Here is a 14341-nt window from a genome sequence, read left to right on the forward strand (position 1 = left end):
TAAGGTCAATGTGGGAGCTGGCTTGCCTGCGATAGCGGTTCACCAGCCTCCGGAGATGGCTGACTGAACCACCGCTTTCGCGAGCAAGCCCGCACACAGGGGGGGCGTAGGCTTGAGCGATCATGCAGAAAACCATCTGTAGCCAACCGCCGACCCAATACCCGACCAAAACCATCGGCATTTCTTGATCGCCATCAAGCAGCTTTTACCCCCTCACTTCCTATCATGGTCCCCGCCAAGCAATGAGGAAGCGACCATGTCAGAGACCTTCACCAAGGGCATGGCCAGGAATATCTACTTCGGAGGAAGCGTGTTCTTCTTCCTGATATTCCTGGCCCTGACCTACCACACCGAACAAACCTTTCCCTCTCGCAGCAATCAAGAGCTACTCACCGAATCCGTGGTGCGCGGCAAGGGCGTCTGGGAGCGCAACAACTGTGTCGGCTGCCACACCCTGCTGGGCGAGGGCGCGTACTTTGCGCCGGAACTGGGCAACGTGTTCAACCGCCGTGGCGGCGAGGAAGCGTTCAAGCCGTTCCTGCATGCCTGGATGAAGATGCAACCGTTGGGCGTTCCCGGCCGGCGCGCGATGCCGCAATTCAACCTCAGCGACCAAGAGGTGGACGATATGGCCGAGTTCCTCAAGTGGAGCTCGAAGATCAACACCAACGGCTGGCCGCCAAACAAGGAGGGCTGAGGGATGCGTACCGTCAATCCATATCTGAAATTCCAATCCCAGGCCGTGGCCAAACCCTACTTTGTGTTCGCCCTGATCCTGTTCCTGGGCCAGGTGCTGTTCGGTTTGATCATGGGCCTGCAATACGTGGTCGGCGACTTTCTGTTCCCGTTGATCCCCTTCAACGTGGCCCGCATGGTCCACACCAACCTGCTGATCGTCTGGCTGCTGTTCGGCTTCATGGGCGCCGCTTACTACCTGGTGCCGGAAGAAGCCGACCGCGAGTTGCACAGCCCCAAGCTGGCCATCCTGCTGTTCTGGGTGTTTGCCGTGGCCGGGGTGTTGACCATCCTCGGCTACTTGCTGGTGCCCTATGCGGCCCTGGCCAAGCTGACCCACAACGAACTGCTGCCGACCATGGGCCGTGAGTTCCTGGAACAGCCGACCATCACCAAGATGGGGATCGTGGTGGTGTGCCTGGGCTTTTTGTACAACATCGGCATGACCCTGCTCAAAGGTCGCAAGACCACCGTGAGCATGGTGATGATGACCGGGCTGATCGGCCTGGCGGTGTTCTTCCTGTTCTCGTTCTACAACCCCGGCAACCTGGCACGGGACAAGTTCTACTGGTGGTGGGTGGTGCATCTTTGGGTCGAAGGCGTGTGGGAGCTGATCATGGGCTCGATGCTGGCTTTCGTACTGATCAAAGTCACCGGTGTCGACCGTGAGGTCGTGGAGAAATGGCTGTACGTGATCATCGCCATGGCCCTGATCACCGGGATCATTGGCACCGGTCACCACTTCTTCTGGATCGGCGCGCCCGAGGTGTGGTTGTGGGTCGGCTCGATCTTCTCGGCCCTGGAGCCGCTGCCATTCCTGGCGATGGTGATGTTTGCCTTCACCATGGTCAAACAGCGCCGGCGCCAGCACCCGAACCGGGCGGCCACGTTGTGGGCCAAGGGCACCACGGTCACGGCGTTCTTCGGCGCCGGGGTCTGGGGCTTCCTGCACACCCTGGCACCGGTCAACTTCTACACCCACGGCACCCAATTGACCGCCGCCCACGGCCACCTGGCGTTCTTCGGCGCCTACGCCATGATCGTCATGACCCTGATCAGCTACGCCATGCCCCGCCTGCGTGGTATCGGTGAAGCGCCGGATGCACGCTCGCAGACCTTGGAGATCTGGGGCTTCTGGATGATGGTTCTGTCGATGGTGATGATCACCCTGTTCCTGACGGCGGCCGGTGCCGTGCAAGTCTGGTTGCAGCGTTGGCAGGTAGACGGTGTGGCACTGCCGTTCATGGCCACCATGGACCACCTGACCGTATTGTTCTGGGCCCGACTGGCCAGTGGCGTGGTGTTCCTGCTGGGCCTGCTCTGCTACCTGTGGAGCTTCCGGCAGCGGGGCAAGGGCTTGGACTCTGCCGTCCCCGTGACGGCGTGAGCGGTCAACGTTAATCCCCAAGAGGGCGGCCCGGCAGGTAGTGCGGGCCGTTTTTATGTCTGGAGCACTTCACATGGCCTTTACCCTTGAGTTGGAAGAGTGGGTCGGCAGTGTCTGGCACCGCTTTATCACCCGCCGCGCCAGTGCGGACTTCCCCGAGGCGCGGGTCGACCTGGTCGACCGCCAGCGCAGCCTGGCCCTGCTGTTCCGCGCCCTGGGCGGCGCCCACGGGATTGCCCTGGAGGCCGCCAGCGAGCGCGACCTGCTGCTGCGGCGCAACCTGTTGATGCGCATCGCCGGCACCTGCCGGCAAGCCCCCCTGGCCTCATGCGATGGCCATCGCCTGCGCCTGCCGGCAAGCCTGGCGGTGTTTCCTTCGGCCGCCCTGAACCTGGAGTTGTACCGCTGGCTGGCGCTCCTGGCTGCACACGCCGGGCCGATGACCCACTGGGCCCGCGACAACCAACGCTGGACCTGGCTGCTGTTGCAGCGTTACCCGGCCATGCTCCCCAGCTATCAGCGCCTGGTGGACGCCCATCTGCAATTGCGCCCGGATCCCGCCAGCCTCAACCCATCTGAAGCTGCCGTGGAAAAGGCCTTGCGCAAGGCCCTGCGCGAACCCGGCAGCATCCGCCAGTTACCCCGCAGCGAGCGCGCCGCCTGGCCGCTGCCCCTGTGGCTGTATCCACCCTTGCACCTGCACAGCCCGCAGGCCGGCGATCTGGATGACGAGGGCGATGACCTGGCGACCCGCCCCGGCGAACAACAGGGCGCGCCCAAACAAGCCAACCGGGTAGATGACAACAGCCGCGACGGCGGCCTGTTGGTGGTGCGCCTGGAAAACCTGTTCAGTTGGACCGAACACGTCGACCTCGACCGCTGGGCCGATGACTCCGAGGACGAAGATGCTGCCCGCGTTGCCGAAGACCTCGACCAGTTGAGCCTGTCACGCCAGCGCGTGCGCAAGAGTGGCGGCTTGAAGCTGCACCTGGATCTGCCACCGGCCGATGTCGACGACATTCCCCTGGGCGAAGGCATCAAGTTGCCGGAGTGGGATTACCGCCAACAATGCCTGCAAGCCAACTTCGTCAACCTGCAACTGATGCAACCGCGCGACAGCACGCCCCAGCCGCTGCCGGCACGCCTGCTGCCCCAGGCTGCGCGGTTGCGCCGCCAGTTCCAGCAGCTGCGTACCGATCGTCAATGGCTGCGTCAACAGCCCCAGGGCGCGGAACTGGACCTGCAGGCGTGGCTGGATTTTCATGTCGAGCGCCAGCACGGCGCGTGCGCCGAGCGCGGTCTGTTCAAGGAGCAGCGCCGCACCCGGCGTGACCTGGCCTGTTTGCTGCTGGCCGATTTGTCGATGTCCACCGACGCCCACCTCAACGATACGCAAAAGGTCATCGATGTGATCCGCGACAGCCTGTTGCTGTTTGGCGAGAGCCTGGCGGGCCTGGGTGATGCGTTTGCCCTGTATGGGTTTTCATCCTTGCGCCGCCAGCAGGTGCGCCTGCAACAGCTCAAGTCGTTCCAGCAACCCTATGACGACCACACCCGCGGCTGCATCCAGGGCCTCAAGCCGGGTTATTACACCCGGATGGGCGCGGCTATCCGCCACGCCACCCAGACCCTTGGCGCGTGTAAGCAACGGCGCAAACTGCTGTTGATTGTGACCGATGGCAAGCCCAACGACCTGGACTTGTATGAGGGACGTTATGGCGTGGAGGACACCCGCCAGGCCGTGATGCAAGCGCGGCGCCAGGGCCTGGTGCCGTTCTGCATCACTATCGACAAACAGGCCGGGGATTACCTGCCGTACATGTTCGGCGCCCACGGCTACACCTTGATCCGCCAGCCGGAGCAGCTGCCGCTACGCTTGCCGCTGCTGTACCGGCAGTTGACCGAAGATCAGTAAAAGTCCCGGGGCAGCCAGAAGAACATGGTGATGCAGAACACGGCCAGCCCCAGGCAGAACCATTGGAAACGTTTGAGTCGCCGGGCCTCAAGGCTGGCGGTGGAGGCGGGCAGGGGCATGGCGCAGCGTGCGCAGGCTGGCTGCGTTGGCGGGTTGGCATGTTGGCAATACAGGCACACACACGCGGCGCTCATTCAAATTGCTCCAGGCGCAGGCGATCAAGAATGGCGATCTGCCGACCGTCCTGGGTGATGATTTTTTCATCGATCAGCCGGCGAATGATCCGCGAGAACGTCTCTGGCTGGATCGACAGGTGCCCGGCGATCAACTGCTTGGCCATGGGCAATTCGAACGAACTGTCGGCGCTGTGCAGGCGCACCAGTTGCGTCAGCAGGTAGCGCACCACGCGGTGGGTGGCGTTTTTCAGGGACAGGGTCTCGATCTCGTTGACCCGCTGGTGCAGGCGCACACACAACTTGCCCAGCAGGGCGAAGGTCAGGCGGCTGTTGCTGTGGAGCAGGCGCATATAGGTGGCGTTGGACAGGCGATACAACTGCGTCGGGCACACCGCCTCGGCGCAGGCCACGTAGTTGGGGGTGTCCATCAGCATCATCGCCTCGGCGAAGGTCTGCCGCTCGCCGATCACTTCAAAGACTTTCTCCTGGCCGTCCGGGGTCAGGCGGTAGATCTTCACCGCGCCGGCAATCACGAAGTAAAACCCCTCGGCCGGCTCGCCCTGGCGGAACAATGGTTCGCCCTTGTCGACACTCAGCAATTGACTGCTGGCCATCAACTCATCCATCTGCTCTTCGTTGAGCGGCTCGAACAGGTGATGGCTGCGCAGGATCTGATGATGCACGCGGTGCAGGACCCTCGGTGCGTCGGTGATCATACAAGCCACAACGACAGGCCACTGGCCGCCGCCATCATCGAACCGAGGATCACGAACCAGGCGAGGGGCTGGATGACTTTTTTCATGGGGACTCCGTGGGGCAGGGTAATGACGGGATAACCGGGTAGAGCAAGAGCTGGGCCAAGGCGCGGGCCGCGTAGAATCAGAGCTGTAGCACCTAAAGGGTTTAAATGACCCTGTCATTGAGGGTTGTTTTAACCCTCTAATGGTCATTTAAACCCTCATTATCAACGCCGATCCCATGTGGGAGCTGGCTTGCCTGCGATGCAGGCACCTCGGTCTCCCAGTAAAACCGCAGCGATGCCATCGCAGGCAAGCCAGCTCCCACCCGTGATTGCGGTGGGCATAAGGAGCCGGCCCGGCCCTTGCAACGCCAATCCCGCGACGGCCCCCAGGATATTGCGCCGCCTCGAAGCCCTGCTTGATCTGCGACAAGGGCCGGGCGCGGGCAATCCCGGATGATCGGGCCGGCAATGACTTGAGGAGTGGTGGTATGCAAGTGCTGGATCGACGCAAGGCCATGTCGATAACCCCGTTGTTTCGCCTGGCTTTCCGGCCATTTTTCCTCGGTGGCTGCCTATTGGCGTTGCTGGCGATTCCCCTGTGGTTGCTGGCCCTGGCCGGCGACGCAGGCTGGCAGCCGGCGGGTGGCTGGCTGGCGTGGCATCGCCATGAACTGCTGTTTGGTTTCGCCCTGGCGATCATTGGCGGGTTTCTGTTGACGGCGGTGCAGACCTGGACCGGTCGCCCCGGCATCAGCGGTACGCCGCTGGCGATGTTGGCCGGGGTGTGGCTGGCCGCACGCCTGGCCTGGCTGTTCAACCTGCCATGGCCGCTGTTGGCCGTGCTGGAACTGACCTTTCCCCTGGCCGTCGCCGGCTTGATGGGCTGGACCTTGTGGAAAGTGCGGCAACAGCGCAACTACCCGATTGTGCTGGTGTTGCTGCTGTTGACCCTGGCCGACGCCCTGTCCCTGTATGGCTTGCTGCGCGGTGACGAAGGCTGGCAGCGCCAGGCGGTGTTGACCGGGCTGTGGCTGGTGGCGGCGATGATGGGCTTGATCGGCGGTCGGGTAATTCCATTCTTCACCCAGCGTGGCCTGGGGCGCACTGAAGCGGTGAAGCCCTGGCCGTGGCTGGATTACCTGCTGTTGGCAGGCTCGGCGTTGGTCGCTCTGTTGTATGCCAGCGGTGTCGCGCTGATGCCCAGCCTCTGGGTTGGTTTAGTGTTTGCCCTGTTGGGGATCGGCCACCTGGTGCGCCTGGTGCGCTGGCACGACCGTGGCCTGTGGCGCGTGCCGCTGCTGTGGTCGCTGCACCTGGCCTATGCCTGGTTGGCCGTGGCGTGCCTGGGCATGGCGCTGTGGCACTTGGGTGTCCCATTGAACCCGAGCCTGGCGGTGCATGCGCTGACGGTAGGGGCGATGGGCGGCTTGATCCTGGCGATGATCGCCAGGGTCAGCCTCGGTCATACCGGCCGGCCACTGACGCCACCCAAGGGCATGACCCTGGCGTTCACCCTGTTGAACCTGGCCTGCCTGAGCCGGGTGCTGCTGGTACTGATCTGGCCGTACGCCGCGCTGTGGCTGGCGGGCCTGTGCTGGACCCTGGGCCTGGGCGTGTATCTATGGCGCTATGCCCCAATGCTGTGGCATGCGCGGGTTGACGGCCATCCGGGCTAGGAGAACGGGAATGCTGTATTCGTGGCTATTGATTGTGCATCTGCTGGCGGCCATTGCCTTTATCGGCACGCTGTTCTTCGAGGTTTTCATCTGGCACCGCGCCCGCGAAGAGTTGGCGTGGTCGGCGCAGTTCACCAGCGACCAAGCCATTGCCCGGCGTTCGCGGCAGGTGCTGCATGGCGTGGTGGTGCTGCTGTATGGCGCGGGCATCGGCCTGGCCTGGCATTACCGTGGTGTGCTGGGCGCGCCATGGGCCAGCCATTTTTCGGCGATGTTGAGCCTCAAAATCGTGTTGGCGCTGAGCATCATCGGGCACTACCTGCTGCTCGCGTACTGGTTGACGCAAAAGCGCCTGAGCCCGCTGCGGGCGGTATGGATCCGGCGCAGTATCCTTGGGCATATGGTGCTGATCGTGATCCTGGCCAAACTGATGCTGCGTTAAGACACCTTGAGCCCTTCCTGTAGGAGCGAGCAAGCTCGCTCCTACAGGTCGGTCAGGCCTTTAGTGCGCGGACAAACAGCACGTCGTTTTCCAGATGAATATGCTCCAGCAAATCCCCATGAAACACCTCCAGCCCGTGATACAAGGCCCGCCAGGTATTGCACGCATCGCTGGGCGGTTGTATGTGGTTGGTCAGCGCCTGCAACTGTTCCAGGGCCTGGCCATGTTGTTCGTGTTCAAGGCGCATGACCTGGATCGGCGGCGCAGCCTGGGGCCCCAGGCCCATTTGCAGCATTGGGAACAGCACTTGTTCTTCCTTGAGCATATGGCCCTCCAGTTCCTGCTCGATGTCACGCAGCAAGTCGGCCAGGCCATTGGGGCAGGCCAGGTGGTGACCGTGGACCTGCTCGACGCGGCTGGCCAGGCGAATCAGTTCCGGCAGTTGTTCGCGGTGGCGGGCGTGGTAGCGCTCCAGCAAATGGTCGATCAGTTGCGCCTGGGGCAGGGTGTCCGGGGCGATGGTGTTCATGGGGTTTCCTCATCAAGTGAACAGATGAAGCGGTGATTGCATGCCGTGTGCCATTGCCAACTTATTGAAAAATAGAAATTAATTTTTTGTAGTGGTCAGGATCACCCTGATGCTGCACGGTAGAACCGACCATACAAGGGTAGTAATGACCATGCTGCGTGAAAGTCTGTCGGCCGACCTGATTGTCGAATTGCCCAACGCGGTGCGCCTGCAACGCCTGGTGCAGACCCTGCGCGAATATTTCCATAGCGGCGCCGTGGGCCTGTTGCGCCTGGATGGCGACGACAGCCTGCGCCCCGTGGCCACCGTGGGCCTGGTGCATGAGGCCCTTGGCCGGCGCTTTGTGATTGCCCAACACCCGCGCCTGGCAGCGATCATGGCCTCCCGCGAGCCGACCTGGTTCGAACCCGACAGCCGCCTGCCGGACCCGTACGACGGGCTTCTAGACAGCCAGGTCGGCGAACCGCTGCCCGTGCATGACTGTATGGGCGTGAGCCTGTTCGTCGAAGGCCGGCCCTGGGGCGCGATTACCCTGGATGCGCTGCATGCCGGAACCTTCGATGCCAATGCCCGCGAGCAACTCAAGCGCTGCACCCTGCAAATCGAGGCGGCGGTGCGCGTCACGCGCCTGGAGCAGGAAAACCGCAGCCTGCGCCTGTCGCGCAGCGAACCGGTGGCGGGTTCGCCCAGCGTCGAAGACGGCGAGATCCTCGGCCAGAGCCCGGTCCTGCATCAACTGCTCAACGAGCTGGATGTGCTCGCCGACTCGGATTTGCCGGTGCTGTTGCTCGGCGAAACGGGGGTGGGCAAGGAGCTGTTCGCGCGGCGCCTGCATCGCCTGTCGCGGCGCAGCAAAAAGCCGCTGATCCAGGTCAACTGCGCGGCGCTGCCGGAATCTTTGGCCGAGAGCGAGCTGTTCGGCCACGTCAAAGGCGCGTTTTCCGGGGCTACCAGTGACCGTGCCGGGCGTTTTGATGCGGCCAACGGCGGCACGCTGTTCCTCGATGAAGTGGGCGAGCTGCCGCTGAGCGTGCAGGCCAAGCTATTGCGCACTTTGCAGAATGGTGAGATCCAGCGCCTGGGCGCCGACAAGCCGTTGCACGTGGATGTGCGGATCATCGCCGCCACCAACCGCCACCTGCCCGAGAGCATTCGTGAAGGGCTGTTCCGCGCCGATCTGTACCACCGGCTGTCGGTGTACCCGGTGCCGATCCCGGCGTTGCGTGAGCGCGGTCACGATGTGCTGCTGCTGGCCGGGCATTTCCTTGAACTCAACCGTGCGCGGCTGGGCTTGCGCGGTTTGCGCCTGTCTCCGGCGGCCGAGCAGACCCTGCTGGCCTATGCCTGGCCGGGCAATGTGCGCGAGCTGGAACATGTGATCAGCCGCGCCGCCTTGAAGCAGTTGAGCCGTGGCGGCAATCGCAACCAGATCATGACCCTGGAAGCCGAATTGCTGGACCTGGACAGCGCCACCTTGGCGCAGGCCCCTGTCGTTCAAGCCCCGGTGCAGGCGTTCCAGACCTTGAGCGACGCGGTGGACGACTGCCAGCGCCAGAAGGTGCGCCAGGCGTTGAGCCTGTCGGGCGAAAACTGGGCGAGCGCCGCGCGGATGCTCGGCCTGGACTCCAGCAACCTGCACAAATTGGCGCGGCGCCTGGGCCTCAAGTAGCAACGCTGCGACGCCATGCCGCGGCGCGCAGTTGATCGCGGTCAAGGTGCCGGGCGCCTCGGCTGATCAGACTGTGGCGAACTGACCGGAGGTTCGCCCCATGCCCCTTTCCCTGGCGCAGATGCGCCGCAACTACACCTTGTACGGTTTGCGGGATGACCTGGTACAGGACGATCCCCTCGTGTTGTTCGGCCAGTGGCTGGAGCAGGCGCGCAAGACCGAAGTGGCGCCTGTGGAGGCCAACAGCATGGCCCTGGCCACGGTCGATGCCGAGGGCCGCGCCCATTGTCGGATTCTCTTGCTCAAGGGCTTCAGTGCCGAGGGCTTCACCTTTTTCGGTCACTACCAGAGCGCCAAGGGTCGGGAACTGGCGAGCAACCCCAGCGCGGCCATGACCTTTTTCTGGCCGGGCCTGGAGCGCCAGGTGCGCATCGAAGGCACCGTCGCACGCCTGGCGCCGCAGCTGTCCGACGACTACTTCCATTCGCGGCCGCTGGCCAGCCAGGTGGGCGCCTGGGCGTCGCCGCAAAGCCAGCCCTTGGCCCATCGCGCCGAGCTGGAAGGGCGCCTGCGCGACGTCACCCAACGCTTTGCCGGCCAACAACCGCCGCGCCCGGCAGAGTGGGGCGGCTATTGCTTGCAACCTGAGCGCGTGGAGTTCTGGCAAGGCCGCCCCGACCGCCTGCACGACCGCCTCGATTACCGTCGCCACGACGGCACCTGGCAGCGCAGCCGCCTGGCCCCCTGAATCCGCCTAGAGGTACCTCCTCGGAGGAATAGGCCCGCAGGCCTTTGCGGTGCAGGCTTGGGCCATTGCTCATTTATCCCGGGATTTTCACCATGGCACACCTGACTCAACGCAATTTTGTCTCACTGAACATCGCCGTCCTGACCATCAGCGACACACGCAACTTTGACAACGACACCTCCGGGCAGACCCTGTGCGACCGGGTGCAGGCGGCCGGGCACGAGTTGATCGACCGGGCGCTGGTGGTGGACGACATCTACCAGATCCGCGCACGTATTTCGCAGTGGATCGCCGACCCACAGGTGCAGGTGATCCTGACCACCGGCGGCACCGGCTTCACTGCGCGGGACAACACCCCACAAGCGGTGCTGCCGTTGCTGGACAAGCATGTCGAAGGCTTTGGCGAGCTGTTTCGCCAGGTGTCCGTGCCAGAGATTGGCATGTCGACCCTGCAATCGCGCGCCCTGGCCGGCATGAGCAACGGCGTGCTGGTGTGCTGCATGCCCGGTTCCCCCGGCGCGTGCCGTACCGGTTGGGACAAGATTCTGCTGGGGCAACTGGACAGCCGCACCGGGCCGTGCAATTTCGCCCCACACCTCAAGCCCCAGGCCGCGCAAGCGCTGGAACCCTGCGAGGCGCGGTCATGAGCACATCGGTGTGTGAAAGCGGTGAATTGATCCCGGTGGACGAGGCCATCGAACGCCTGTTGGCCCAGGCACCACCCCCACCGTCCACCCAGCAGGTGAAAACCGCCCAGGCCTTGGGCCGGGTGCTGGCTGGCGATATTTTTTCCCCGGTCAACCTGCCGGCCTGGGACAACAGTGCCATGGACGGCTACGCGCTGTGCGCCGCAGACCTGCCGGCCGAGGGCGGCTACCTGCGCCTGGCCGGGCGGATTGCCGCTGGCGACGCCGCCGCGACGGCGTTGAGCAGTGGGCAGACCATGCGCATTTTTACCGGTGCTCCCTTGCCGTCCGGGGCCGACACCGTGGTGCCCCAGGAGCGTTGCCGGGTCTATGGCCAGCGTATCTGGTGCCCACCCATGCGCACCGGCGAACACGTGCGCAAGCAGGGTGAAGAGGTGACCCAGGGCGCCTTGCTGCTGCCGGCCGGCAAGCGCCTGCGCGCCCAGGAGTTGGGATTGCTCGCGGCGGCCGGGCTGGCTCAGGTCAAGGTCTACCGGCCGCTGCGGGTCTGCCTGTTGAGCAGTGGCGATGAGTTGCGCGAACCGGGCGATCACCTGGCGCCGGGGCAGATCTACAACAGCAATCGCCACTGCCTGGCGGCACTGCTGCAAGGCTGGGGCGTGGAAGTGCATGACTATGGCGTGATGGCCGACGAACTGGCCGTCAGCCGCGATGCGTTGACCCTGGCCTCCTCGGAATGCGACCTGCTGCTGACCTCTGGCGGGGTGTCGGTGGGCGAGGAAGATCACCTCAAGCAGGCGATCGAGGAACTGGGTCGCGTGGACTTCTGGCGCCTGGCGATCCAGCCGGGCAAACCCCTGGCCTTTGGCGATGTGGCGGGCAAACCGTGGATCGGCTTGCCCGGCAACCCTTCGGCGGCGCTGATTACCGCGTTGGTGGTGGTGCGCCCGTTTCTGTTGCGCGCCCAGGGTGTGACTGACGTCACCTTGGTGCCGATGCTGCTGCCTGCCGAATTTACCTGGACCCAGCGCAACCGCCGCCGCCAATACCTGCGGGCACGCCTGGCGCCGGGCATCGACGGCCAGGCGCGCATCACCCTGCACCCACGGCAAAGCTCGGCGATGTTGAGCGCGGCGTGCTGGGCCGATGGCCTGGCGATTGTGGAGCGTGAGCAGTGGGTGGAAAAGGGCGGCCTGGTGCGGTTCGTGTCCTTCGCCGAACTGATGCAGTAACTGCCTGCAGCGACACAAGTGCGATAGTTTTTTTGATGAGGATCAACCATGCAACTGGTCTGCCCGGCAGGGAACCTGCCTGCGCTCAAAGCCGCCGTGCGCCAAGGTGCCGATGCGGTGTACGTGGGGTTTCGCGACGACACCAACGCCCGGCATTTTGCCGGGCTGAACATGGACGACAAGCAGTTCGACGGCGCCGTCGCCCATATCCGCCAGCACCAGCGCAAGCTGTATGTGGCGGTCAACACCTACCCGCAGCCCAAAGGCTGGGAGCGCTGGCAACGGGCAGTGGATCGCGCCGCCGACCATGGCGTGGATGCGCTGATTGCCGGTGACCCGGGCGTGCTGCAGTACGCCAGTAGCCGCCATCCGCAGATGGCCTTGCACCTCTCGGTACAGGGTTCGGCGACCCATGCGGCGGCGCTGCAGTTCTACGCCGAGCGCTATGGCATCCGCCGTGCGGTGCTGCCACGGGTGCTGTCGCTGGCCCAGGTCAAGCACGTGGCTGCCAGCAGCTCGGTACCGATCGAGGTCTTCGGTTTCGGCAGCCTGTGCATTATGGCTGAGGGCCGGTGCCACCTGTCTTCGTACATCACCGGCGAATCCCCGAACCTGTGCGGCGTGTGCTCGCCGGCCAAGGCCGTGCGCTGGAGCGAAGACGCCGACGGCCTGAGCGCGCGCCTGAGCGAAGTGTTGATCGACCGCTATACCCCGGACGAACCGGCGGGCTATCCGACCCTGTGCAAGGGCCGTTTCATGGTCGATGGCAAGCGCTTCCACGCCCTCGAAGAACCCACCAGCCTCGATACCCTGGACCTGATCCCCGAGTTGATCGCCATGGGTGTGGAAGCGGTAAAAATCGAAGGCCGCCAGCGCAGCCCGGCGTATGTCGAGCAAGTCACCGGGGTCTGGCGCGCGGCGCTGGACGCCCACCGCAGTGCGCCGGAACGCTTTGTGGTCAAGGACCAGTGGCGCAGCGTGCTGGCCGGTCTATCCGAAGGCAGCCAGACCACCCTGGGCGCCTACCATCGTTCGTGGCAATGAGGAACCGCACATGAAACTCAGCCTGGGACCGGTGCTGTTTTATTGGGATAAGCAACAACTGGGGCAGTTCTACTCCGAGATGGCCAGCTTGCCGCTGGATGTGATCTACCTGGGGGAAACCGTGTGCTCCAAGCGTCGCGCGTTCAACCTCGATCAATGGTTGGGCCTGGGCCGCGAATTGCACTCGGCGGGCAACGCGCAAATCGTGCTGTCGAGCCTGACCCTGATCGAGGCCGCATCGGAGCTGTCGAGCCTGCGCCGCCTGTGTGACAACGGCGAGGTGCTGGTCGAGGCCAATGACATGGGCGCCGTGCAACTGCTTGCCGAGCGCAAGCTGCCCTTTGTCGGTGGGCCGGCGTTGAATTTGTACAACGGCCACGCCCTCGTGCAACTGCTGGACGCCGGGATGATGCGTTGGGTGCCGCCGGTAGAGTGCTCGGCCGCGCTGATTGGTGATGTGTTGGAGCAGGTGCGTGAACTGGGCCGGCCGTTGCCGGAGGTGGAAGTCTTTGCCTATGGGCATTTGCCCCTGGCCTACTCGGCGCGTTGCTTCACGGCCCGAGCGGAAAACCGGCCCAAGGATGACTGCCAGTTCTGTTGCCTGAATTACCCCGATGGCATGGCCTTGACCAGCCAGGAAGGGCAGGCGTTGTTTACGTTGAATGGCATCCAGACTATGTCGGCGGATGTCACCAACCTGCTGGCCGACTATCCAGGGCTGGTGAGTTGCGGCGCCGACCTGCTGCGCCTGAGCCCAAGGGCGCAAGGCATGGTGGGCATCGTCGAAGCCTTTGATCGGGTGCGCCAGGGCGCCACGCCGCCGGTGTTTGTCGAGGGCTGCAATGGCTACTGGCATGGCCAGGCCGGGATGTTGCGGGTCGAGGAGGTGGGGCTGTGTTGAATCGTAAGCAATGGCTGCTCAAGGGCGCCGACCGCTTATTGCCGCTGATGCGCAAGGTGCCCTTTGTGGTGCAGCGCCTGGCGTTGCAACAGGCGTTGAACCGCTGCCTGGCCGAACCCTTGCGCGATGGCGGCTTTGAACTGCTGCGCGGGCGCTGGATGTGCCTGCGTATTCCCGACCTGGGCTTGCGCTGGTACCTGACCCTGGGCCGCGACGGGCTGCGCATCGCCGAGCGGGCCGAGGCCCAGGTGACCATCAGCGGCAACTGGCGCGAGTTCCTGCTGTTGGCCAGCCGCCAGGAAGACCCGGACACCTTGTTCTTCCGCCGACGGCTGGTGATTGAGGGGGATACGGAGTTGGGGTTGGGCCTGAAGAACCTGATCGACAGCCTCGACCCGGACGTGTTGCCGCCCTGGTTATGGCGCAATCTGGAACGGGCCGGTAAAGGCCTGGCGACAGGAGCTGCCTGATACCCCTGTGGCTAGAGGGCTGGCTGTG

General features: G+C 64.1%; 14 protein-coding genes and 1 pseudogene. 12 read left to right on the top strand and 3 right to left on the bottom strand.

Features of this window, described 5'->3' with window-relative positions; all coding sequences use genetic code 11:
- Nucleotides 1-256: 256 nt before the first annotated feature.
- The 3 genes from GDV60_RS11940 (at nt 257) to GDV60_RS11950 (ending at nt 4037) form a co-directional block, all read left to right on the top strand.
- Nucleotides 257-697, top strand: coding sequence for a cytochrome c (locus GDV60_RS11940; RefSeq protein ID WP_029294425.1), 441 nt, complete (start codon nt 257-259; stop codon nt 695-697).
- Between the two features lie 3 nt (nt 698-700).
- On the top strand, nt 701-2122 hold the full coding sequence (locus GDV60_RS11945; protein WP_070996340.1) for a cbb3-type cytochrome c oxidase subunit I: 1422 nt from the start codon (nt 701-703) through the stop codon (nt 2120-2122).
- Nucleotides 2123-2195: 73 nt separating this feature from the next.
- Complete coding sequence (locus tag GDV60_RS11950; protein WP_159907311.1) at nt 2196-4037, top strand: nitric oxide reductase activation protein NorD; 1842 nt, start codon at nt 2196-2198, stop codon at nt 4035-4037.
- Here GDV60_RS11950 and GDV60_RS11955 read toward each other — a convergent pair.
- Both GDV60_RS11955 and GDV60_RS11960 read right to left on the bottom strand, forming a co-directional pair.
- On the bottom strand, nt 4031-4231 hold the full coding sequence (locus GDV60_RS11955) for a protein DnrP (RefSeq protein ID WP_092236226.1): 201 nt from the start codon (nt 4229-4231) through the stop codon (nt 4031-4033). The two genes, GDV60_RS11950 and GDV60_RS11955, sit on opposite strands and share 7 nt — an antisense overlap.
- A complete protein-coding gene (locus tag GDV60_RS11960) occupies nt 4228-4929 on the bottom strand; it encodes a Crp/Fnr family transcriptional regulator (protein WP_029294499.1) in 702 nt (233 codons plus the stop codon). Before GDV60_RS11960 ends, GDV60_RS11955 begins: the two co-directional genes overlap by 4 nt.
- Before the next feature lie 514 nt (nt 4930-5443).
- Between GDV60_RS11960 and GDV60_RS11965 the strand changes: the two genes are divergently transcribed.
- Nucleotides 5444-6631: an NnrS family protein gene (locus GDV60_RS11965; RefSeq protein ID WP_133714456.1), complete on the top strand. Its 1188-nt coding sequence runs from the start codon at nt 5444-5446 to the stop codon at nt 6629-6631.
- Between the two features lie 10 nt (nt 6632-6641).
- A complete protein-coding gene (locus GDV60_RS11970) occupies nt 6642-7073 on the top strand; it encodes a hypothetical protein (RefSeq protein ID WP_159907313.1) in 432 nt (143 codons plus the stop codon).
- A 52-nt stretch (nt 7074-7125) separates the two neighbouring features.
- Here the strand turns inward: GDV60_RS11970 and GDV60_RS11975 are convergent.
- Nucleotides 7126-7575 (bottom strand): annotated as a pseudogene (locus GDV60_RS11975) (hemerythrin domain-containing protein); the annotation flags it as partial.
- A gap of 178 nt (nt 7576-7753) precedes the next feature.
- On the opposite strand from GDV60_RS11975, the gene norR reads away from it, so the two are divergent.
- From norR to GDV60_RS12010, 7 genes are all read left to right on the top strand, one after another.
- A complete protein-coding gene (gene norR / locus GDV60_RS11980; protein ID WP_159907317.1) occupies nt 7754-9271 on the top strand; it encodes a nitric oxide reductase transcriptional regulator NorR in 1518 nt (505 codons plus the stop codon).
- A gap of 100 nt (nt 9272-9371) precedes the next feature.
- The gene (pdxH, locus tag GDV60_RS11985; protein WP_159907319.1) at nt 9372-10019 is read left to right on the top strand and encodes a pyridoxamine 5'-phosphate oxidase; all 648 of its coding nucleotides are present in this window, start codon (nt 9372-9374) and stop codon (nt 10017-10019) included.
- Between the two features lie 92 nt (nt 10020-10111).
- Complete coding sequence (moaB, locus tag GDV60_RS11990; protein ID WP_029294511.1) at nt 10112-10666, top strand: molybdenum cofactor biosynthesis protein B; 555 nt, start codon at nt 10112-10114, stop codon at nt 10664-10666.
- The gene (gene glp / locus GDV60_RS11995; RefSeq protein ID WP_092236240.1) at nt 10663-11898 is read left to right on the top strand and encodes a gephyrin-like molybdotransferase Glp; all 1236 of its coding nucleotides are present in this window, start codon (nt 10663-10665) and stop codon (nt 11896-11898) included. Before moaB ends, glp begins: the two co-directional genes overlap by 4 nt.
- 48 nt (nt 11899-11946) lie before the next feature.
- Complete coding sequence (locus GDV60_RS12000) at nt 11947-12942, top strand: peptidase U32 family protein (RefSeq protein WP_029294516.1); 996 nt, start codon at nt 11947-11949, stop codon at nt 12940-12942.
- A 10-nt stretch (nt 12943-12952) separates the two neighbouring features.
- Nucleotides 12953-13843 carry a U32 family peptidase gene (locus GDV60_RS12005; protein WP_070996333.1) on the top strand — a complete coding sequence of 297 codons (891 nt, stop codon included), beginning with the start codon at nt 12953-12955 and terminating at the stop codon, nt 13841-13843.
- Nucleotides 13837-14313, top strand: coding sequence for an SCP2 domain-containing protein (locus GDV60_RS12010; protein ID WP_029294520.1), 477 nt, complete (start codon nt 13837-13839; stop codon nt 14311-14313). The genes GDV60_RS12005 and GDV60_RS12010 overlap by 7 nt, the downstream gene beginning before the upstream one ends.
- Nucleotides 14314-14341 lie beyond the last annotated feature (28 nt).

The organism is Pseudomonas sp. DTU12.1 (genome assembly GCF_009873475.1).
GTDB classification, from domain to species: Bacteria; Pseudomonadota; Gammaproteobacteria; order Pseudomonadales; family Pseudomonadaceae; genus Aquipseudomonas; species Aquipseudomonas proteolytica.